Source organism: Streptomyces malaysiensis subsp. malaysiensis, assembly GCF_040653035.1.
Lineage (GTDB): Bacteria > Actinomycetota > Actinomycetes > Streptomycetales > Streptomycetaceae > Streptomyces > Streptomyces malaysiensis.
Genome location: NZ_JBEZNG010000009.1, coordinates 137,852 through 157,912 on the forward strand (window position 1 = coordinate 137,852; position 20,061 = coordinate 157,912).

The 20,061-nt window shown below is 68.5% G+C and carries 15 protein-coding genes and 1 tRNA gene; 11 read left to right on the forward strand and 5 right to left on the reverse strand.

The window, feature by feature from the left end; all coding sequences use genetic code 11:
* Positions 1 to 130 precede the first annotated feature (130 nt).
* Complete coding sequence (locus AB0E24_RS20280; protein ID WP_359378682.1) at positions 131 to 1,186, forward strand: UDP-N-acetylmuramate dehydrogenase; 1,056 nt, start codon at positions 131 to 133, stop codon at positions 1,184 to 1,186.
* A 23-nt stretch (positions 1,187 to 1,209) separates the two neighbouring features.
* Here the strand turns inward: AB0E24_RS20280 and AB0E24_RS20285 are convergent, their stop codons facing one another.
* Entirely contained in the window at positions 1,210 to 2,223 is a 1,014-nt protein-coding gene (locus AB0E24_RS20285; protein ID WP_147966129.1) for an adenosine deaminase, read from the reverse strand.
* Positions 2,224 to 2,391: 168 nt separating this feature from the next.
* The gene (locus AB0E24_RS20290; protein ID WP_069865250.1) at positions 2,392 to 3,630 is read right to left on the reverse strand and encodes a pyridoxal phosphate-dependent aminotransferase; all 1,239 of its coding nucleotides are present in this window, start codon (positions 3,628 to 3,630) and stop codon (positions 2,392 to 2,394) included.
* Between the two features lie 181 nt (positions 3,631 to 3,811).
* Here AB0E24_RS20290 and AB0E24_RS20295 point away from each other — a divergent pair.
* The 10 genes from AB0E24_RS20295 (at position 3,812) to AB0E24_RS20340 (ending at position 17,066) form a co-directional block, all read left to right on the forward strand.
* Positions 3,812 to 3,884 (forward strand) — tRNA-Trp (locus AB0E24_RS20295).
* 107 nt (positions 3,885 to 3,991) lie between these two features.
* Complete coding sequence (secE, locus tag AB0E24_RS20300; RefSeq protein ID WP_069865248.1) at positions 3,992 to 4,279, forward strand: preprotein translocase subunit SecE; 288 nt, start codon at positions 3,992 to 3,994, stop codon at positions 4,277 to 4,279.
* 83 nt (positions 4,280 to 4,362) lie between these two features.
* A complete protein-coding gene (gene nusG / locus AB0E24_RS20305; protein WP_069865246.1) occupies positions 4,363 to 5,199 on the forward strand; it encodes a transcription termination/antitermination protein NusG in 837 nt (278 codons plus the stop codon).
* A gap of 165 nt (positions 5,200 to 5,364) precedes the next feature.
* Positions 5,365 to 5,799 (forward strand): 50S ribosomal protein L11, encoded by a 435-nt coding sequence (rplK, locus tag AB0E24_RS20310; RefSeq protein ID WP_020869305.1) that lies wholly within the window; start codon positions 5,365 to 5,367, stop codon positions 5,797 to 5,799.
* Between the two features lie 95 nt (positions 5,800 to 5,894).
* Positions 5,895 to 6,614, forward strand: coding sequence for a 50S ribosomal protein L1 (gene rplA, locus AB0E24_RS20315; protein WP_069865244.1), 720 nt, complete (start codon positions 5,895 to 5,897; stop codon positions 6,612 to 6,614).
* A gap of 151 nt (positions 6,615 to 6,765) precedes the next feature.
* The gene (locus tag AB0E24_RS20320) at positions 6,766 to 7,653 is read left to right on the forward strand and encodes an SCO4651 family lipoprotein (RefSeq protein WP_308311549.1); all 888 of its coding nucleotides are present in this window, start codon (positions 6,766 to 6,768) and stop codon (positions 7,651 to 7,653) included.
* A gap of 273 nt (positions 7,654 to 7,926) precedes the next feature.
* Positions 7,927 to 8,490 carry a 50S ribosomal protein L10 gene (gene rplJ, locus AB0E24_RS20325; protein WP_069865240.1) on the forward strand — a complete coding sequence of 188 codons (564 nt, stop codon included), beginning with the start codon at positions 7,927 to 7,929 and terminating at the stop codon, positions 8,488 to 8,490.
* Between the two features lie 84 nt (positions 8,491 to 8,574).
* A complete protein-coding gene (gene rplL / locus AB0E24_RS20330) occupies positions 8,575 to 8,964 on the forward strand; it encodes a 50S ribosomal protein L7/L12 (protein WP_069865238.1) in 390 nt (129 codons plus the stop codon).
* Positions 8,965 to 9,570: 606 nt separating this feature from the next.
* Complete coding sequence (gene rpoB / locus AB0E24_RS20335; RefSeq protein WP_069865236.1) at positions 9,571 to 13,053, forward strand: DNA-directed RNA polymerase subunit beta; 3,483 nt, start codon at positions 9,571 to 9,573, stop codon at positions 13,051 to 13,053.
* A 98-nt stretch (positions 13,054 to 13,151) separates the two neighbouring features.
* The gene (locus AB0E24_RS20340; RefSeq protein WP_069865234.1) at positions 13,152 to 17,066 is read left to right on the forward strand and encodes a DNA-directed RNA polymerase subunit beta'; all 3,915 of its coding nucleotides are present in this window, start codon (positions 13,152 to 13,154) and stop codon (positions 17,064 to 17,066) included.
* A gap of 83 nt (positions 17,067 to 17,149) precedes the next feature.
* On the opposite strand, the gene AB0E24_RS20345 is transcribed toward AB0E24_RS20340, so the two are convergent.
* The 3 genes from AB0E24_RS20345 to AB0E24_RS20355 form a co-directional block, all read right to left on the reverse strand.
* Entirely contained in the window at positions 17,150 to 18,103 is a 954-nt protein-coding gene (locus AB0E24_RS20345) for a M48 family metalloprotease (RefSeq protein ID WP_359378692.1), read from the reverse strand.
* Between the two features lie 263 nt (positions 18,104 to 18,366).
* Complete coding sequence (locus tag AB0E24_RS20350; protein ID WP_359378695.1) at positions 18,367 to 18,885, reverse strand: Pycsar system effector family protein; 519 nt, start codon at positions 18,883 to 18,885, stop codon at positions 18,367 to 18,369.
* Positions 18,882 to 20,060, reverse strand: a complete 1,179-nt coding sequence (locus tag AB0E24_RS20355; RefSeq protein WP_359378698.1) for a PE-PGRS family protein — start codon at positions 20,058 to 20,060, stop codon at positions 18,882 to 18,884. The genes AB0E24_RS20350 and AB0E24_RS20355 overlap by 4 nt, the downstream gene beginning before the upstream one ends.
* Position 20,061: the final 1 nt, after the last annotated feature.

A 20,061-nucleotide genomic window follows, 5' to 3' on the forward strand; every position in this document is an offset into this window, starting at 1 on the left:
GCGGGGCGATGGGCGGCGCCTGGCGGCGCCGCGCGCCCTCTTACGGGCCGCATGCCCGTCGGCCCCCGGATCCCCACACCGGGGGCGGCCACTTCGGGGCCCCAGGGGGCGCCCCCGTACCCTTGAGCGCGTGCAGGAACTCCACGACGCCCCCCTCGCGCCCCTCACCACCTTCCGCCTCGGCGGGCCGGCCAACCGGCTGATCACGGCCACCACGGACGACGAGGTCATCGCCGCGGTCCGTGAGGCCGACGCGGCCGGGACCCCGCTGCTGGTGATCGGCGGCGGCAGCAATCTGGTCATCGCCGACAAGGGCTTCGACGGCACCGCGCTGCACATCGCGACCAGCGGTTTCACCCTCGACGGCACCCGTCTGGAGCTCGCCGCGGGCGAGAACTGGTCGGACGCCGTGGCCCGTACGGTCCGGGCGGGGCTCGCGGGCATCGAATGCCTCGCCGGAATCCCCGGTTCCGCGGGAGCGACGCCGATACAGAACGTCGGCGCCTACGGCCAGGAGGTCTCCACCACGATCACCGAGGTGATCGCCTACGATCGCCGCGCCGACGAGGTCGTCACGATCCCCAACGCCGACTGCGCCTTCTCCTACCGCCACAGCCGCTTCAAGGCCGACCCCGACCGCCATGTGGTGCTCCGGGTCCGCTTCGGCCTCGAGGACGCCGACGGGCTCTCCGCACCCGTCCGCTACGCCGAGACCGCACGGGTGCTCGGTGTCGAGGTGGGGGACCGGGTGCCGGCCGCCGTGGCCCGTGAGACCGTCCTGGGGCTGCGCACGGGCAAGGGCATGGTGCTCGCCCCCGGGGATCACGACACCTGGTCCGCGGGGTCGTTCTTCACCAACCCGGTGCTCACCGAGGACGCCTACGCCGCCTTCCTGGCCCGCGTCGCCGAACGCCTCGGCCCGGACACCGCGCCGCCCGCCTTCCCGGCGGGCGGCGGTCTGACCAAGACCTCCGCGGCCTGGCTGATCGACAAGGCGGGCTTCACCAAGGGCTACGGCACCGGCCCGGCCCGGATCTCCACCAAGCACACGCTCGCCCTCACCAACCGGGGCGAGGCCACGACCGAGGATCTGCTGGCGCTGGCCCGTGAGGTGGTGGCCGGGGTCGAGGAGGCGTTCGGGATCCGGCTGGTCAACGAGCCGGTGACGGTGGGCGTGAGCCTGTGATCCAACCTGCTCACGTGAGTAGGTCAGCCCGCCAGCCAGTCGTCGATGTCCGCCAGCATCCGCTGCCGCACCTCCTCCGGCGCGGCCGAACCGCGTACCGACTGACGGGCCAGCTCGGCCAGTTCGGCGTCCGTGAAGCCATGGTGCTCGCGCGCCAGCTCGTACTGCGCCGCCAGCCGTGAGCCGAACAGCAGCGGGTCGTCCGCCCCGAGCGCCATCGGCACCCCCGCGTCGTACAGCGTGCGCAGCGGCACGTCCTCGGGCTTCTCGTAGACCCCGAGCGCCACGTTGGACGACGGGCACACCTCGCAGGTCACCTGGCGCTCGGCGAGCCGGGTGAGCAGCCGCGGGTCCTCCGCCGCGCGCACCCCGTGGCCGACCCGGATCGCGCCGAGGTCGTCCAGGCAGTCCCGCACGCTGCCGGGGCCCGAGAGCTCGCCGCCGTGCGGCGCCGCCAGCAGCCCGCCGTCCCGGGCGATGGCGAAGGCCCGGTCGAAGTCACGGGCGAATCCGCGCCGTTCGTCGTTGGAGAGGCCGAAGCCGACGACGCCGCGGTCCGCGTAGCGCACCGCGAGCCGGGCGAGGGTGCGCGCCTCCAGCGGATGCTTCATGCGGTTGGCGGCGATCAGCACCCTGATCCCCAGCCCGGTGTCCGCGGAGGCGCTCTCGACCGCGTCCAGGATGACCTCGATCGCCGGGGTCAGCCCGCCCAGGCGCGGGGCGTACGAGGTGGGGTCCACCTGGATCTCCAGCCACTGGGCCCCGTCCCGCACATCCTCCTGGGCCGCCTCGCGCACCAGCCGCCGGATGTCGTCGGGCTCGCGGAGGCAGGAGCGTGCGATGTCGTACAGCCGCTGGAAGCGGAACCAGCCGCGCTCATCGGTCGCGCGCAGCTTCGGCGGCTCGCCGCCGCTCAGTGCCTCGGGGAGGTGGACGCCGTACTTGTCGGCGAGTTCGAGGAGGGTCGCGGGGCGCATGGAGCCGGTGAAGTGAAGATGCAGATGCGCTTTGGGGAGCAGGTGTACATCGCGTGCCATCAGCAGATACTGCCGCACGACCGGATCGGTCGGTACCGCTTTCCCCGAACGGGGAGGCGCACACATGCGAAACGGGCCGGATCCGTCCCCGCGGATTCCGGCCCGTTCCCATGTGCTCGCGGACCCGCGTCCAGGCGTACGAGCGGACGTACGTGCGGACGCGGCGCCTTACGCGCTCGCCTCGCCCAGCAGCTTCTGGAGCCGGGAGACGCCCTCGACGAGGTCCTCGTCGCCCAGCGCGTAGGACAGCCGCAGATAGCCGGGGGTGCCGAACGCCTCGCCCGGGACCACCGCGACCTCGGCCTCCTCCAGGATCAGCTCCGCCAGCTCGACGGTGGTCCGCGGCCGCTTGCCGCGGATCTCCTTGCCGAGCAGCCCCTTGACCGAGGGGTAGGCGTAGAAGGCGCCCTCCGGCTCCGGGCACTCGACGCCGTCGATCTCGTTCAGCATCCGCACGATGGTGCGGCGGCGGCGGTCGAACGCCTCGCGCATCGTGGCCACGGCGTCCAGATCGCCCGCGACGGCGGTCAGCGCGGCGACCTGAGCGACATTGCTCACATTCGAGGTGGCGTGCGACTGGAGGTTGGTCGCGGCCTTGATGACGTCCTTGGGACCGATGACCCAGCCCACCCGCCAGCCGGTCATCGCGTACGTCTTCGCGACCCCGTTGACCACGATGCACTTGTCCCGCAGCTCGGGCACCACGACCGGCAGCGAGTGGAATTCTGCGTCGCCGTAGACCAGGTGCTCGTAGATCTCGTCGGTCAGCACCCACAGCCCGTGCTCGGCGGCCCAGCGGCCGATCTCCTCGATCTGCTCACGGCTGTAGACCGCGCCGGTGGGGTTGGAGGGGGAGACGAAGAGCAGCACCTTGGTGTTCTTGGTGCGGGCCGCCTCCAGCTGCTCGACGGAGACGCGGTAGCCGGTCGTCTCGTCGGCGACGACCTCCACCGGGACACCGCCGGCCAGCCGGATCGACTCCGGGTAGGTCGTCCAGTAGGGCGCGGGAACGATGACCTCGTCGCCCGGGTCCAGGATCGCGGCGAACGCCTCGTAGATCGCCTGCTTACCGCCGTTGGTCACCAGGATCTGGGCCGCCTCGACCTCGTACCCGCTGTCGCGCAGCGTCTTCGCGGCGATCGCGGCCTTGAGCTCGGGCAGCCCGCCGGCCGGGGTGTAGCGGTGGTACTTCGGGTCGCGGCAGGCCGCCGCCGCGGCGTCGACCACGTAGTCGGGCGTGGGGAAGTCGGGCTCACCGGCGCCGAAGCCGATCACCGGACGGCCCGCGGCCTTGAGGGCCTTGGCCTTGGCGTCGACGGCGAGGGTCGCGGACTCGGAGATCGCGCCGATCCGGGCCGATACCCGCCGGTCGGTCGGGGACTGTGCAGGGGGAGTAGCAGCGGTCATAGATGCATCGTCGCAGACGGGCGAAATGGGTGGCACACGGGTTTGCGGAGACTTCGCGCGCTTCTCGTTCGACGCCCGGCCGTCAAGCACGTACACTCATCCGTCGTTGGCCGATCAACAGCCGGATCCGACCGCACACTCCGTGCAGCCGGATGTATGCGGTAGGTTGGGAGTGCCGCAAAGGGTCGTAGCTCAATTGGTAGAGCACTGGTCTCCAAAACCAGCGGTTGGGGGTTCAAGTCCCTCCGGCCCTGCTACACGCACTGTGATGAGGGTGCGTGCATGCGTACGCAAGGACAAGCACCGCTGTGCGGCCGGGCCGGACGCGGCACGGCCACGACCCGGATTCAGGTGAGGACGAGTGACGGAAGCCCTTGGCTCCACCGCGACGCCTGAAAGCGGTCGTCCCGAGGATGAAGTGGCGACCAAGAGCCGCCGTGGCGGCAAGCGCGCGAAGAAGGGGCCTTTCGGCCGGCTCGCGCTTTTCTACCGCCAGATCATCGCTGAGCTGCGGAAGGTCGTCTGGCCCACGCGCGGTCAGCTGTCGACGTACACCAGCGTGGTGATCGTCTTCGTCGTCATCATGATTGGCATCGTGACCGTGATTGACTATGGGTTCAACAACGCCATCAAGTACGTCTTTGGCTGAGACCCTCGCGAAGGGCGACCGCTTTCCCGGCGTCGCCTCTTTCGCACGTTCCACCCCTTTGAAGCCAGGAAGAAGCAGCCACAGTGTCTGACCCGAACCTGAACGACGCCGCCGAGCCCGTCGAGTCCCGTGAGGACGAGCTCGACATCGTCGAGGCGGCGGACTCCGACCAGGCTGAAGCAGCCGACGCCGCGGCGGGTGTGCCCGCCGAGGAGGACGCGCTGCGTGTCGAGGACGAGAAGGCCCTCGAGGACGAGAAGGCCGAGCCGGAAGGGCTGGGCGAGGCGGTCGACGCGACCGAGGTCGACCCGGTCGAGGCGCTCCGCGAGGAGCTGCGTGGGCTGCCCGGTGAGTGGTATGTGATCCACACCTACGCGGGCTATGAGAAGCGCGTGAAGGCCAACCTGGAGCAGCGTGCCGTCTCGCTGAACGTCGAGGACTTCATCTACCAGGCCGAGGTCCCCGAGGAAGAGATCGTCCAGATCAAGAACGGCGAGCGCAAGAACGTCCGGCAGAACAAGCTGCCCGGCTATGTGCTCGTCCGCATGGACCTGACGAACGAATCGTGGGGTGTGGTCCGTAACACCCCGGGCGTCACCGGCTTCGTGGGCAACGCCTACGACCCGTACCCGCTGACCCTGGACGAGATCGTCAAGATGCTCGCCCCCGAGGCCGAGGAGAAGGCCGCCAAGGCCGCCGCCGAGGAGAGCGGTATGCCGGCGCCGAGCCGCAAGGTCGAGGTCCAGGTGCTGGACTTCGAGGTCGGCGACTCGGTCACCGTCACCGACGGCCCGTTCGCGACCCTCCAGGCGACGATCAACGAGATCAACGCCGACTCCAAGAAGGTCAAGGGCCTGGTGGAGATCTTCGGCCGGGAGACCCCGGTCGAGCTGAGCTTCGACCAGATCCAGAAGAACTAAGTCTCATCACGAGAACTTCCGAACAGGTCAGACGGGCTTTCGCGGCCGGTCTGACCTGCTCGGTTTTAAGGCGCACAGCTATACCCGTTATCGTTGTGCGGTATGCCTCCATCCGGATGATCCGGTTCGGAGGCGAACAACCTCTCACTAGGACCCGGAGAGAGCATGCCTCCCAAGAAGAAGAAGGTCACGGGGCTGATCAAGCTCCAGATCCAGGCCGGCGCCGCGAACCCGGCCCCGCCGGTCGGCCCCGCGCTGGGTCAGCACGGCGTCAACATCATGGAGTTCTGCAAGGCCTACAACGCCGCGACCGAGTCGCAGCGCGGCATGGTCGTGCCGGTGGAGATCACGGTCTACGAGGACCGCTCCTTCACCTTCGTGACCAAGACCCCGCCGGCCGCCAAGCTGATCCTCAAGGCCGCGGGCGTGGAGAAGGGCTCCGGCGAGCCGCACAAGACCAAGGTCGCCAAGATCACCCGCGACCAGGTGCGTGAGATCGCCACCACCAAGATGCCCGACCTGAACGCCAACGACCTGGACGCCGCCGAGAAGATCATCGCCGGCACCGCCCGCTCCATGGGCATCACGGTCGAGGGCTGACACCTCCACAGTGAGGGCCGACGGCCCTCGCGGCCATCTGTGGCAGGGCCAAGCGCTGGCCCGGACCACGAACTCCACAGACATCAGGAGCAAGAGTGAGCAAGCGCAGCAAGACTCTCCGCGCTGCGGACGCCAAGATCGACCGGGAGCGCGCGTACGCCCCGCTCGAGGCCGTCCGGCTGGCGAAGGACACCTCCGCGACCAAGTTCGACGCGACCGTCGAGGTCGCCATGCGCCTGGGCGTCGACCCGCGCAAGGCCGACCAGATGGTCCGCGGCACCGTGAACCTGCCGCACGGCACCGGTAAGACCGCCCGGGTCCTGGTCTTCGCGACCGGTGACCGTGCTGCGGCCGCGGAGGCCGCCGGCGCCGACATCGTCGGCTCCGACGAGCTCATCGACGAGGTGTCCAAGGGCCGTCTGGACTTCGACGCCGTTGTCGCCACCCCGGACCTCATGGGCAAGGTCGGCCGTCTCGGCCGGGTGCTCGGTCCGCGTGGTCTGATGCCGAACCCGAAGACCGGCACGGTCACCCCGGACGTCGCCAAGGCCGTCACGGAGATCAAGGGCGGCAAGATCGAGTTCCGCGTCGACAAGCACGCCAACCTGCACTTCATCATCGGCAAGCTCTCGTTCGACGAGACCAAGCTGGTGGAGAACTACGCCGCGGCGCTCGAGGAGGTCAACCGCCTCAAGCCGTCCGCCGCGAAGGGCCGCTACATCAAGAAGGCGACCCTGACCACCACGATGGGCCCCGGCATCCCGCTGGACGCCAACCGCACCCGCAACCTGCTGGCCGAGGAAGAGGCCGTCTGAGGCGGCTTCTGAACCGGCGCACCACGGTGTGCAACCGCCGGGCCCCCGCACCGCGTCGAAGGTGCGGGGGCCCGGCTTCTTCCGTTGTCGGACACCTCCGCTAAAGTCACTCAGCACAGGCGTAAAAGAGAAATAAAAACTAGGGGGAGCCGTGCGCGGTACTCATGTCGGTGTGCGTTGGGCGATAGCCGCCGGAAGCGTCGTTCTGATGGTCGGCCTCACCGCGTGCGGTAGCGAGAAGTCCGGCGATGACAAGGCCGGCGACAAGGCGGGGGAGAAGTCGGGCCAGTCCGGGATGAGCCCGCTGGCGGCGCTCAAGCTGGCCTCGCAGCAGACGGACAAGAAGAACTCGGCCAAGGTCGAGGGCACCACCAAGATGGGCGAGCAGAACTCGCAGATGTCCGGTTCGATGGACTGGGCCGACGGTATCCGGGCCAACATGTCCATCACCCAGAACGGCGGCGCCGTCGCCTCGTCGCCCATCGCGGGCAAGCCGATGGACGCGCGGTACACCCCGGACGCGATGTTCCTGAACATGGGCGACGAGTTCGCCGCGCAGGCCGGCGGCGGCAAGCACTGGGTGAAGTACGACTACGACGTGCTGGCCCAGAAGGCGGGTCCCTCGGGCGCGTTCCTGAAGGACCAGATGCAGAACAACAACCCGTCGCGCTCGGTGGAGCTGCTGCTCGCCACGGGCAAGGTCAAGAGCGTGGGTTCCGAGGACGTGAAGGGCGTCAAGGCCACGCACTACACGGGCACGGTCAAGGTCTCCGAGATCGCCAAGATGCAGTCCAAGGAGCTGAGCCAGTCCGACCTGGACGCCCTCCAGAAGCAGCTGGAGTCCTCCGGCATGGACACCGAGACCATCGACCTGTGGGTCGACGGCGAGAACCTGCTGGTCAAGAAGCGTGAGCAGGCCACCAGCAACAACGGCGCCTACGACTCCACGGTCTACTACTCGGACTACGGCACCACCGTGACGGTCACCGAGCCCACCTCCTCGGACACCGTGGACTTCCAGGACATGCTCCAGCAGTAGAGCCGATTTGCCTGGCCGCGGCCCGTTCGCGTAACCTCCTGAAGAAGCCAAAGACCGCTGGTTGTCGCCGTGTCCCGCAAGGGTCCGGTGGCTGAAGGATCCGCTAGCTGCGGGCGACCTGCGCAGGTGATTGAGGTTGCACTCCCGAACGGGCCGTGGGTCCGATCGGTCGAGTTACGCCCCGAGCGCCTGCGCCGGGGCGTTTTCGCGTTGTCTCAGTCTCCTTCCTTCAGACCGAAGCGGTCCTCATCACCCGGAAGGAGGCCGAGGCTCATGGCGAGTCCTGACAAGGTCGCAGCCGTCGACGAGATGCGGGAGAAGTTCCGCACCTCCAACGCGGCCGTTGTGACCGCGTACACCGGTCTCACCGTCGCGCAGCTGAAGGAGCTGCGCCGTTCGCTCGGTGAGAACGCTCAGTACCGTGTGGTGAAGAACACGCTGACCAAGATCGCGGCCAACGAGGCCGGGATCAACCAGCTCGACGACCTGTTCTCGGGTTCGTCGGCCGTCGCCTTCGTGACCGGTGACCCGGTCGAGGCGGCGAAGGGTCTCCGTGACTTCGCCAAGGACAACCCCGCTCTCGTCATCAAGGGCGGTGTCCTTGATGGTAAGGCGCTGTCCGCCGACGAGATCAAGAAGCTCGCGGACCTCGAGTCCCGTGAGGTGCTGCTCGCCAAGCTGGCGGGTGCGATGAAGGGCAAGCAGTCCCAGGCTGCCGCGCTCTTCCAGGCCCCGCTGTCGAAGTTCGTCCGGACCGCCGAGGCGCTCCGGCAGAAGCAGGCCGAGCAGGGCGGTGCCGACACCCCGGCTCCCGCCGAGGCCGAGGCCGCCGAGTAATCAGGCCCCGGTCGCAGCGGGCCCGGAAGCCCGCCGACATGTACATCCGGCACCACCTGCCGAATTAGTGGAAGGACCGCCACCATGGCGAAGCTCAGCCAGGACGACCTGCTCGCGCAGTTCGAAGAGATGACCCTCATCGAGCTCTCCGAGTTCGTGAAGGCGTTCGAGGAGAAGTTCGACGTCACCGCCGCGGCCCCGGCCGCCGTGGTCGCCGCCGCCCCGGGTGCCCCCGGTGCCGCTGCCCCGGCCGAGGAGGAGAAGGACGAGTTCGACGTCATCCTCACCGGCGCCGGCGACAAGAAGATCCAGGTCATCAAGGTCGTGCGTGAGCTGACCTCCCTGGGTCTGAAGGAGGCCAAGGACCTCGTCGACGGCGCCCCGAAGCCCGTTCTCGAGAAGGTCGCCAAGGACGCCGCCGAGAAGGCCGCCGAGTCCCTCAAGGGCGCCGGCGCCTCCGTCGAGGTCAAGTGACCCGTCGAGGTCGCTGACCTCTCGGCCCGCCGCCACACGCCGACAGGACGTCCGGCGGCGTGATCCGATTCACGCCAGGGGCGATCACCCGTTCGGGTGGTCGCCCTTCGGCGTTCCCGTGACGGCTACATTGCCTTATGGGCTTGTGGAGGTAGGGTGATCTTCGTTGCCCGTCGCCACGCCCTGTGACGATCTCGCCGGAGTGGGGGGCCTTGACGAACGGCACGCAGCGCGCAATTCTCAGGACGCGACGTCACATCGATCCGAAATTCCGAGGCATGGATCGTCGGCGAAGCGGGCAGTATCGATATGCGCATCGAGCGCGCAGGCTGCCGACAGGGCGGATGAAGACAACGAGGGGCGCGCCCCCTCACCGGAGGGAGAGATTGGCACTGCCGGTCTCAGAAACTCGGCGCTGGACATCAGTGTGCCAAGTGGCTACACTGACCCTTTGCGCTGCCTGTTAGCTGCTCCCTGCCCGTCACCAGGGGCATACCTACCTTCGAGCACTACCGATGGAAACGCCCTGACCAGGGATTTCATCCATGGGCTCTCGGTGGGACCGGTACGCGCGTAGTGAGTCCGAGCCCTCGGAAGGACCCCCTCTTGGCCGCCTCGCGCAACGCCTCGACTGCCAATACGAACAATGGCGCCAGCACCGCCCCGCTGCGCATCTCCTTTGCGAAGATCAACGAGCCTCTCGAGGTTCCGAACCTCCTCGCGCTTCAGACCGAGAGCTTCGATTGGCTGCTCGGCAATGCCGCGTGGAAGGCTCGCGTCGAGGCTGCGCTGGACAGCGGTCAGGACGTCCCCACCAAGTCCGGTCTGGAGGAGATCTTCGAGGAGATCTCCCCGATCGAGGACTTCTCCGGGTCGATGTCCCTGACCTTCCGTGATCACCGTTTCGAGCCGCCGAAGAACTCGATCGACGAGTGCAAGGAGCGCGACTTCACGTACGCCGCTCCGCTCTTCGTCACGGCCGAGTTCACCAACAACGAGACCGGTGAGATCAAGTCTCAGACGGTCTTCATGGGCGACTTCCCGCTCATGACCGACAAGGGCACCTTCTGCATCAACGGCACCGAGCGTGTCGTCGTCTCGCAGCTGGTCCGCTCGCCGGGTGTCTACTTCGACTCCTCCATCGACAAGACCTCCGACAAGGACATCTTCTCGGTCAAGGTCATCCCCTCCCGGGGTGCCTGGCTGGAGATGGAGATCGACAAGCGCGACATGGTCGGTGTGCGCATCGACCGCAAGCGCAAGCAGTCCGTCACCGTCCTCCTGAAGGCGCTCGGCTGGACCACCGAGCAGATCCTGGAGGAGTTCGGCGAGTACGAGTCCATGCGCGCCACCCTGGAGAAGGACCACACCCAGGGCCAGGACGACGCGCTGCTCGACATCTACCGCAAGCTGCGTCCGGGCGAGCCCCCCACGCGTGAGGCCGCGCAGACGCTGCTGGAGAACCTCTACTTCAACCCCAAGCGCTACGACCTCGCCAAGGTCGGCCGCTACAAGGTCAACAAGAAGCTGGGTTCGGCCGCTCCGCTGGACGCGGGCGTCCTGACGGTCGAGGACGTCATCGCCTCGATCAAGTACCTGGTGAAGCTGCACGCCGGTGAGACCGAGACCGTCGGGGACAACGGCCAGTCCGTGGTCGTCGAGACCGACGACATCGACCACTTCGGCAACCGCCGTATCCGTAACGTCGGCGAGCTCATCCAGAACCAGGTCCGCACGGGTCTGGCCCGTATGGAGCGCGTCGTGCGCGAGCGCATGACCACTCAGGACGTCGAGGCGATCACGCCGCAGACCCTGATCAACATCCGGCCGGTCGTCGCCTCCATCAAGGAGTTCTTCGGCACCAGCCAGCTGTCGCAGTTCATGGACCAGACGAACCCGCTGTCCGGTCTGACCCACAAGCGCCGGCTGAACGCGCTCGGCCCCGGTGGTCTCTCCCGTGAGCGGGCGGGCTTCGAGGTCCGTGACGTGCACCCGTCGCACTACGGCCGCATGTGTCCGATCGAGACGCCCGAAGGCCCGAACATCGGTCTGATCGGCTCGCTCGCCTCGTACGGCCGGGTCAACGCGTTCGGTTTCATCGAGACCCCGTACCGCAAGGTCGTCGACGGTGTCGTCACCGACGAGGTCCACTACCTCACGGCCGACGAGGAGGACCGCTTCGTCATCGCCCAGGCCAACGCCCCGCTGACGAACGACCTGCACTTCGCCGAGAACCGCGTCCTGGTCCGCCGCCGTGGCGGTGAGGTCGACTACATCCCCGGCGACGACGTGGACTACATGGACGTCTCGCCGCGCCAGATGGTGTCGGTCGCGACCGCGATGATCCCGTTCCTGGAGCACGACGACGCCAACCGCGCCCTCATGGGCTCGAACATGATGCGCCAGGCCGTGCCGCTGATCAAGGCGGAGTCCCCGCTGGTCGGCACCGGTATGGAGTACCGCTGCGCGGTCGACGCCGGCGATGTCATCAAGGCCGAGAAGGACGGTGTCGTCCAGGAGGTCTCCGCCGACTACGTGACGGTGGCCAACGACGACGGCACCTACACCACCTACCGGGTGGCCAAGTTCTCCCGCTCCAACCAGGGCACCTCCTTCAACCAGAAGGTCGTCGTGGACGAGGGCGCCCGGGTGATCGCCGGCCAGGTGCTCGCCGACGGGCCGTCCACCGAGGACGGCGAGATGGCGCTCGGCAAGAACCTCCTGGTGGCGTTCATGCCGTGGGAGGGCCACAACTACGAGGACGCGATCATCCTCAGCCAGCGTCTGGTGCAGGACGACGTCCTCTCCTCGATCCACATCGAGGAGCACGAGGTCGACGCCCGGGACACCAAGCTGGGCCCCGAGGAGATCACCCGGGACATCCCGAACGTCTCCGAGGAGGTCCTGGCCGACCTCGACGAGCGCGGCATCATCCGCATCGGCGCCGAGGTCGTGGCCGGAGACATCCTGGTCGGCAAGGTCACCCCGAAGGGCGAGACCGAGCTGACCCCGGAGGAGCGCCTGCTGCGCGCGATCTTCGGTGAGAAGGCCCGTGAGGTCCGTGACACCTCGCTGAAGGTGCCGCACGGCGAGATCGGCAAGGTCATCGGCGTGCGCGTCTTCGACCGCGAGGAGGGCGACGAGCTGCCGCCCGGCGTGAACCAGCTGGTCCGCGTCTACGTGGCGCAGAAGCGCAAGATCACCGACGGTGACAAGCTGGCCGGCCGCCACGGCAACAAGGGCGTCATCTCCAAGATCCTCCCCGTCGAGGACATGCCGTTCCTGGAGGACGGCACGCCGGTCGACATCATCCTCAACCCGCTGGGTGTCCCGTCCCGGATGAACCCGGGGCAGGTGCTGGAGATCCACCTCGGCTGGCTGGCCTCCCAGGGCTGGAAGGTCGAGGGCGACGAGGACTGGATGAACCGGCTGCGGACGATCGGCGCGGACGAGGTCCAGCCCGGTACCAACGTCGCGACCCCGGTCTTCGACGGCGCCCGCGAGGACGAGCTGGCCGGCCTGTTCGAGCACACCGTGCCGAACCGGGACGGTGAGCGCATGGTGCTGCCCTCGGGCAAGGCCCGGCTGTTCGACGGTCGCTCCGGCGAGCCGTTCCCGGACCCGATCTCGATCGGCTACATGTACATCCTCAAGCTGCACCACCTGGTGGACGACAAGCTGCACGCCCGGTCCACCGGTCCGTACTCGATGATCACCCAGCAGCCGCTGGGTGGTAAGGCTCAGTTCGGTGGCCAGCGCTTCGGCGAGATGGAGGTGTGGGCGCTGGAGGCATATGGCGCCGCGTACGCCCTCCAGGAGCTGCTGACCATCAAGTCCGACGACGTGACCGGCCGAGTGAAGGTCTACGAGGCCATCGTCAAGGGCGAGAACATTCCCGAGCCCGGCATCCCCGAGTCCTTCAAGGTGCTCATCAAGGAGATGCAGTCCCTGTGCCTCAACGTGGAGGTGCTGTCGTCCGACGGCATGTCCATCGAGATGCGCGACACCGACGAGGACGTCTTCCGCGCTGCGGAGGAGCTCGGTATCGACCTGTCCCGGCGGGAGCCGAGCAGCGTCGAAGAGGTCTGACGGGTCTGGTCGGGGCGCCCCCCACGCGACGCCCCGGCCTCTCCCCGGACCCCCAGTCAGACCCGAAGACACGACCCTGAAAGAGGGATTGACGACAAGTGCTCGACGTCAACTTCTTCGACGAGCTGCGGATCGGCCTCGCCACCGCTGATGACATCCGTCAGTGGTCCCACGGTGAGGTCAAGAAGCCGGAAACCATCAACTACCGCACCCTCAAGCCCGAAAAGGACGGACTCTTCTGCGAGAAGATCTTCGGTCCGACCCGGGACTGGGAGTGCTACTGCGGGAAGTACAAGCGCGTCCGTTTCAAGGGCATCATCTGTGAGCGCTGCGGTGTCGAGGTCACCCGCGCCAAGGTGCGCCGTGAGCGGATGGGCCACATCGAACTGGCCGCTCCCGTCACCCACATCTGGTACTTCAAGGGCGTGCCCAGCCGTCTGGGCTACCTGCTCGACCTCGCCCCGAAGGACCTCGAGAAGGTCATCTACTTCGCCGCCTACATGATCACGTGGGTGGACGAGGAGCGCCGTACGCGCGATCTGCCCTCGCTGGAGGCCCATGTCTCCGTCGAGCGCCAGCAGATCGAGCAGCGCCGCGACGCCGACCTGGAGGCTCGCGCCAAGAAGCTGGAGGCGGACCTCGCCGAGCTCGAGGCCGAGGGCGCCAAGGCCGATGTGCGCCGTAAGGTGCGCGAGGGCGCCGAGCGCGAGATGAAGCAGCTGCGCGACCGTGCCCAGCGCGAGATCGACCGTCTCGACGAGGTGTGGAACCGCTTCAAGAACCTCAAGGTCCAGGACCTGGAGGGCGATGAGCTGCTCTACCGCGAGCTGCGTGACCGCTTCGGCACGTACTTCATGGGCGGCATGGGCGCGGCCGCGCTCCAGAAGCGCCTGGAGTCCTTCGACCTCGACGAGGAGGCCGAGAAGCTCCGCGAGATCATCCGGACCGGCAAGGGCCAGAAGAAGACCCGTGCGCTCAAGCGCCTCAAGGTCGTCTCCGCCTTCCTCCAGACCCGCAACAGCCCCAACGGCATGGTGCTGGACTGCATCCCGGTGATCCCGCCGGACCTGCGTCCGATGGTGCAGCTGGACGGTGGCCGCTTCGCGACCTCCGACCTGAACGACCTGTACCGCCGTGTGATCAACCGGAACAACCGCCTCAAGCGTCTGCTCGACCTCGGTGCCCCCGAGATCATCGTGAACAACGAGAAGCGGATGCTCCAGGAGGCCGTCGACGCGCTGTTCGACAACGGCCGCCGCGGCCGCCCGGTCACCGGTCCCGGTAACCGTCCGCTGAAGTCCCTCAGCGACATGCTGAAGGGCAAGCAGGGCCGGTTCCGTCAGAACCTGCTCGGTAAGCGAGTCGACTACTCGGCCCGTTCGGTCATCGTCGTCGGCCCGCAGCTCAAGCTGCACCAGTGCGGTCTGCCCAAGGCCATGGCGCTGGAGCTCTTCAAGCCGTTCGTGATGAAGCGCCTGGTGGACCTGAACCACGCGCAGAACATCAAGTCGGCCAAGCGCATGGTCGAGCGCGGCCGCACGGTCGTGTACGACGTGCTCGAAGAGGTCATCGCCGAGCACCCGGTGCTGCTGAACCGTGCGCCGACCCTGCACCGCCTCGGTATCCAGGCGTTCGAGCCGCAGCTGGTCGAGGGCAAGGCCATTCAGATTCACCCGCTCGTCTGCACCGCGTTCAACGCGGACTTCGACGGTGACCAGATGGCCGTGCACCTGCCGCTGTCCGCGGAGGCGCAGGCCGAGGCCCGCATCCTGATGCTGTCCTCGAACAACATCCTCAAGCCGGCCGACGGCCGTCCGGTGACCATGCCGACCCAGGACATGGTGCTGGGCCTGTTCTTCCTCACCACCGACGAGGAGGAGCGCGAGGTCGTCGGCGAGGGCCGTTCCTTCGGCTCCACCGCCGAGGCGATCATGGCGTTCGACGCCCGGGAGCTCTCGCTCCAGGCGAAGATCGACATCCGCTTCCCGATCGGCACGGTTCCGCCCCGTGGCTGGACCCCGCCGGTGGCCGAGGAAGGGGACGACGGCGTCGGCGGCGGTGTCTGGCAGCCCGGTGACAGCTTCCGGCTGCGCACCACGCTGGGCCGCGCGCTCTTCAACGAGCTGCTGCCCGAGGACTACCCGTTCGTCGACTACTCGGTGGGCAAGAAGCAGCTCTCCGAGATCGTCAACGACCTCGCCGAGCGCTACCCCAAGGTCATCGTCGCGGCGACGCTGGACAACCTGAAGGCGGCCGGTTTCCACTGGGCCACCCGCTCCGGTGTCACCGTCGCCATCTCCGACGTGGTCGTGCCCGAGGCCAAGAAGGCCATCATCACGGGCTACGAGGCGCAGGACGAGAAGGTCCAGAAGCAGTACGAGCGCGGTCTGATCACCAAGGACGAGCGCACCCAGGAGCTGATCGCGATCTGGACCAAGGCGACCAACGAGGTCGCCGAGGCGATGAACGCGAACTTCCCGAAGACCAACCCGATCTTCATGATGGTCAACTCGGGCGCGCGCGGAAACATGATGCAGATGCGTCAGATCGCCGGTATGCGTGGTCTGGTGTCCAACGCGAAGAACGAGACCATCCCGCGGCCCATCAAGGCGTCGTTCCGTGAGGGTCTCTCCGTGCTGGAGTACTTCATCTCCACCCACGGTGCCCGTAAGGGTCTCGCCGACACCGCCCTGCGTACCGCCGACTCGGGTTACCTGACCCGTCGTCTGGTGGACGTCTCCCAGGACGTGATCATTCGCGAGGAGGACTGCGGCACCGACCGCGGCCTGAAGCTCGCGATCGCGTCCAGGGGCGCGGACGGTGTGCTGCGCAAGACGGAGGACGTCGAGACCAGCGTGTACGCGCGCTGCCTCGCCGAGGACATCGTCGTGGACGGGAAGGTCCTGGCCCCGGCCGGTACCGACCTGGGCGATGTGCTCATCGACGAGCTGGTCCGCCACGGCGTGGAGACGGTCAAGACCCGTTCGGTGCTCACCTGCGAGTCCGCCGTCGGCACCTGCGCCATGTGCTACGGCCGCTCGCTGGCGACCGGCAAGCTGGTGGACATCGGCGAGGCGGTCGGCATCATCGCCGCCCAGTCCATCGGTGAGCCCGGCACCCAGCTGACGATGCGTACCTTCCACACCGGTGGTGTGGCCGGTGACGACATCACCCAGGGTCTGCCGCGTGTCGTCGAGCTCTTCGAGGCCCGTACGCCCAAGGGTGTCGCCCCGATCTCGGAGGCGGCCGGCCGCGTCCGGATCGAGGAGACCGAGAAGACCAAGAAGCTCGTCGTCACCCCGGACGACGGCTCCGACGAGACGTCCTACGGCGTCTCCAAGCGAGCCCGTCTGCTGGTGGGCGAGGGCGACCACGTCGAGGTCGGCGAGCCGCTGACCGTGGGTGCCGTCAACCCGCACGACGTGCTGCGCATCCTCGGCCAGCGCGCCGTCCAGGTGCACCTGGTGGGCGAGGTCCAGAAGGTCTACAACTCGCAGGGTGTGTCGATCCACGACAAGCACATCGAGATCATCATCCGGCAGATGCTGCGCCGGGTGACGATCATCGAGTCCGGCGACGCCGAGCTGCTGCCGGGCGAGCTCGTGGAGCGCTCGCGCTTCGAGGGTGAGAACCGTCGTGTGGTCCAGGAAGGCGGCCACCCGGCCTCCGGCCGTCCGCAGCTGATGGGTATCACCAAGGCATCGCTGGCGACCGAGTCCTGGCTGTCGGCGGCGTCCTTCCAGGAGACGACCCGGGTGCTCACCGACGCGGCGATCAACGCCAAGTCGGACTCCCTGATCGGCCTCAAGGAGAACGTGATCATCGGTAAGCTCATCCCGGCCGGTACGGGCCTGTCCCGCTACCGCAACATCCGGGTCGAGCCGACCGAGGAGGCGAAGGCCGCGATGTACTCGGCCGTCGGTTACGACGACATCGACTACTCGCCCTTCGGCACGGGCTCCGGCCAGGCGGTTCCGCTGGAGGACTACGACTACGGTCCGTACAACCAGTAAGTCCCGATCCGCTCGCAGGGCGGTCACCCCCTCGGTGGGGTGGCCGCCCTGCGGCGTTTCCGGCCCCGGCCTCTCCGGGCGGCTCAGCCGGGGGGTTGGGGGTACGGGCGCGGCTGGAGGTAGGGGCCCAGATGGTGCAGCCGGGTGTGGTGGTCGGGGTGGGAGGAGAGCAGCCGGGCGAGCGGGCTCTGCCTGGGCAGCGGCCGGCCCGCGGCCGCCGCGGCAGCCTTGGCCTGCTCCTGCGCCGTATGCATCCGCCACAGCACCTCGGCCAGCATCGGCGCGAAGTCCAGCGCCGCGGCCTGCCGGTCGGCGAGCAGCTCCGCCCGCCGGCTCACGGCGGCCATCAGATACGGGATGAGGGGCAGCAGCAGCGGCAGCCCGTACAGCGCGCTGACCGTCATGAAGGCCAGGAATCCGAAGAAGGCCAGGACGACGAGGCCCCCGAGGCAGGAGAAGGCGCTGGACACCCGGAAGATGACGTACGCCATGAGCTGCATGACGCGCCAGGCGATACGGCCGGGAAGCGCGTACCAGTAGCCGAGCAGACCCGACCAGCTGTGCCCGCCGACATGGTGGCCCAGCTCATGCGCCAGCACGGCGGCGAGCTGCCCGGAGGGCAGCTGCTCCAGCGCGAAGCGGGTGACACCGACGATATGCCCGGCCGCCGCCACGGCGTTCAGCTCATCGCTGTCCTCGACCCACAGCTCGTAGGTGTGCTGCTCGATACCCGCCCGGGTGAGCACCTCCCGCCACACCGGCGCGAGCCTGGCCAGCTCCTGATGGGTGGGCGGACGCAGCTTGAGGACGTACCGGGCGAGGGCGCGCTCGGTGGGGCGGTGGACGACCAGCGCGCCGCCGGCCAGCCAGGCGAGCACCAGCAGCAGACCGGGGGTGCCGAAGAACAGCGAGACCAGCCCGACCACCAGCAGGCTGCCGAGGAAGTTCGGCATATGGAGCAGCAGGCCGCCGATCGCGGTGGCGTCGGCGCCGCGCTGGTACTCGGATATGTGGCTGCGACGCTGCGTGAACCGCATCTCATGAGGGTGCGCGGGTGCGGGCGGCGGCTGGGGCGGCTGGGGCGGGTGCGCCGGTTGTGGCTGTGGTTGTGCTTGTGGGTACGGGGGCGCTGGGTAAGTGGGCGGCGGCGTCGGTGTGTGCGGGTAGGCGGGCGGGGGCGGGTCCGGGTACCGCGGCGCCTGTGGGTAGGCGGGCGGAGGGGTGTGCGGGTACTGCGGTGTCTGCGGGTACCGCGGCTCTGATGGTTCGGTCATCGCGTTTCCTCAGGAAGAAGTGAGCGTCAGCCCGCCAGGACCGCCCCGGGAAGCAGCACGGCGCCGCAGCAGAAGGCGATCAGTCCGGTGCGGATCCACTGGTGCTTGACCGTGGCGATACGGCTGGTCTCGGTCAGTGCGGCCAGCAGCCCCGAGACCGGGGCGCGGGCGGTGTCGTCGAGTGCGGTCGCCAGACGGCCGAGCCGGGCGGCGCGCTGGATGTCGCTGAAGTAGGCGAGCGGCCGCCCCGGCGCCCAGGCGGTGCCGCCATAGCGCGGCAATACGGTCATGAGCAGGGCGAACAGGGCCAGCGCCAGGGCGAGTATCCCGGTCCACCAGGCGAGGGAGCCGACGGCGGAGAGATCGCCGGGTGCCCAGGCGCTGTTGGCGAGCAGACCGGTGATGATCCCGGCCGTCATGCCGAGCGCCGCGACCAGCACGGCCGCCTTGCCGTCGGCGCGGGCGATCTCGGCCCGCAGATCGCCCAGCAGCCGCTCGGCGGCCTCGACGTCCGTGGGCCCGGGAGCGCCTTCGCCGGAGGTCATCGGGGGTACTCCGCCCCGTCGGCCGATTCGGCCGGTTCGGCCGGGGCCGGGGGCGCCTCCGGCGGCGCGGCCGGGGCCGGGGGCGGCGACTTCTCCGGGGGCGTAGCCGGGGCCGGAGGCGTGGGCGGCACCGGCGGCACCGGCGGGACCGGAGGCGGCAGCGCGGCGCCCTCTTCGCCCGGCGGCGGACCGTACGCCGGGGGCTCGGCCACCCCGGGGAGCCGCTGGTTGAGGATGTCGTTGACCACCTGGAGCGCGAGCCGCCGCGGCTCCTCCTTCTGGTAGTCCTCGACGCCTTCTCCCTTGAGGAGTTCGGTGGCCACTCCCAGCTGGCTCTTGATCAGCGCGAGCTGGTCCGACCGCATGCTCTCCATCACCAGCCGGGAGTCCTCCGGATGCTGCGCCAGATGGAGCGCCCAGGCGGCGACGCCGCCGTGCTGGAGGTGGTACTGGTAGAAGTTGATCTTCGCCGCGTTCAGCTCCTGCTCCTGCTGGGTCCGCAGGACCTCCAGTTGGTGCTGCTGGTGCTGCCGCCGCAGCTCCAGCTCATGCTGCGGGTCCAGGACCTCGCCCGCGTAGCGGATCTCGCGCAGCTGCTTGCGGTGGGCGATCGCCGCTTCGTCCGGCCGGAGCCGCACCACGCAGGTGGTGTCCAGGCCGACGTTCGTCGCGAAGGCGCCGCTGTCGACGGCGCGCTGTACCGCCTGTTCGGCCCAGGCGCTGTTCTCGATGGCGAAGCCGCGGCTGACCGGGCGGGCGAGGTGCTGGAACTCCCGGTTCAGCCGGGTCGGCACATCGCGTTCGCCGCTGGCCACGAAGCGCGCGGGATCGGCGACCCGCCAGGTGAGCTCGGCGGTGACCCCGAAGGAGAACGCGTCGTCGTCACTGGGGAGTTCGAGGTCGAGCGCGACCGGGTGAGTGCCCATGTCCACCTCGTACACGGCGGTGTAGCGGCGGCTCGCGGCGTCGGAGCGGCTCGGCCGCTGCGGTGGCAGATAGGTGTCGTACGCGCCCCTGGCCGTCACGAAGACGAGCGCGTGATCGATCGCGACCACCGGCCGGCGGGCCATGTATTCGAACCGGGCCATCGGACGGACGGCCAGCACAGGGTCGATCAGATGGGTGTGGCGGTCGGCTTGTTGCTGCCATTCGGGCTGACGGCGGAAGTCCGCCATG

Bases quoted from the DNA above. Each gene is read 5' to 3' on its own strand.
- AB0E24_RS20285 (WP_147966129.1), bottom strand. From the start codon at position 2,223: ATGGCACGCGATGTACACCTGCTCCCCAAAGCGCATCTGCATCTTCAC.
- AB0E24_RS20290 (WP_069865250.1), bottom strand. From the start codon at position 3,630: ATGACCGCTGCTACTCCCCCTGCACAGTCCCCGACCGACCGGCGGGTA.
- rplK (WP_020869305.1), top strand. From the start codon at position 5,365: ATGCCTCCCAAGAAGAAGAAGGTCACGGGGCTGATCAAGCTCCAGATC.
- rplJ (WP_069865240.1), top strand. From the start codon at position 7,927: ATGGCGAGTCCTGACAAGGTCGCAGCCGTCGACGAGATGCGGGAGAAG.
- rplL (WP_069865238.1), top strand. From the start codon at position 8,575: ATGGCGAAGCTCAGCCAGGACGACCTGCTCGCGCAGTTCGAAGAGATG.
- AB0E24_RS20345 (WP_359378692.1), bottom strand. From the start codon at position 18,103: ATGCGGTTCACGCAGCGTCGCAGCCACATATCCGAGTACCAGCGCGGC.
- AB0E24_RS20350 (WP_359378695.1), bottom strand. From the start codon at position 18,885: ATGACCTCCGGCGAAGGCGCTCCCGGGCCCACGGACGTCGAGGCCGCC.
- AB0E24_RS20355 (WP_359378698.1), bottom strand. From the start codon at position 20,060: ATGGCGGACTTCCGCCGTCAGCCCGAATGGCAGCAACAAGCCGACCGC.